Origin of the sequence: Verminephrobacter aporrectodeae subsp. tuberculatae At4 (assembly GCF_000193225.1) — a bacterium.
GTDB classification, from domain to species: domain Bacteria; phylum Pseudomonadota; class Gammaproteobacteria; order Burkholderiales; family Burkholderiaceae_C; genus Acidovorax; species Acidovorax aporrectodeae.
Map to the genome: position 1 here is coordinate 1 of NZ_AFAL01000804.1, position 470 is coordinate 470.

1 protein-coding gene is annotated in these 470 nt (G+C 64.3%); it reads right to left on the reverse strand.

From position 1 onward, the window contains the following. Nucleotides 1-470, reverse strand: a 470-nt coding sequence (locus VTU_RS34060) for a hypothetical protein (RefSeq protein WP_010108779.1), incomplete at both ends; no start/stop codon positions are given.

Below are 470 nucleotides of genomic sequence, written 5' to 3' on the forward strand. Positions count from 1 at the left end.
CTGGAGTTGCACGATCGGCAGGTTGAAGCTTTGCGTCACGGACGCATCCGGGATGGGCTGGGGGGCGCTGACCTCCCGGGAGTGTTCGTTTCCGAGTAAACCGGTCAGGCCGCCGTGGTGTTCGCGGCGGCTGAACACCATCGTGCCGATGCTGGTGGTCACGCGCGTTCCGACGGACGCACGGTTGTTCACGCCTGCGGCGTCGATGGAGCCGCCGGCAATGATCACGCTGTCGCTGTTCGTGCCGCCGTTCAGGCTGATGTTGCCGCCCGCGAGCACATAGCCCGGCTTGCTGGACTCGACGCTCGTTTCGTTGATGGTCCTGCCCGTGATACGGGTCTCGTACCAATTGGCCACGCTGCGGGTTTCGAGATTACTGTTGAATGCCTCGATGGACGCGTCCAGCTGCACCTGCTTGGCAGCGACTGCCCTGGCGCGAGCATCGACGCTCTCCCAATACGCACCGCAGG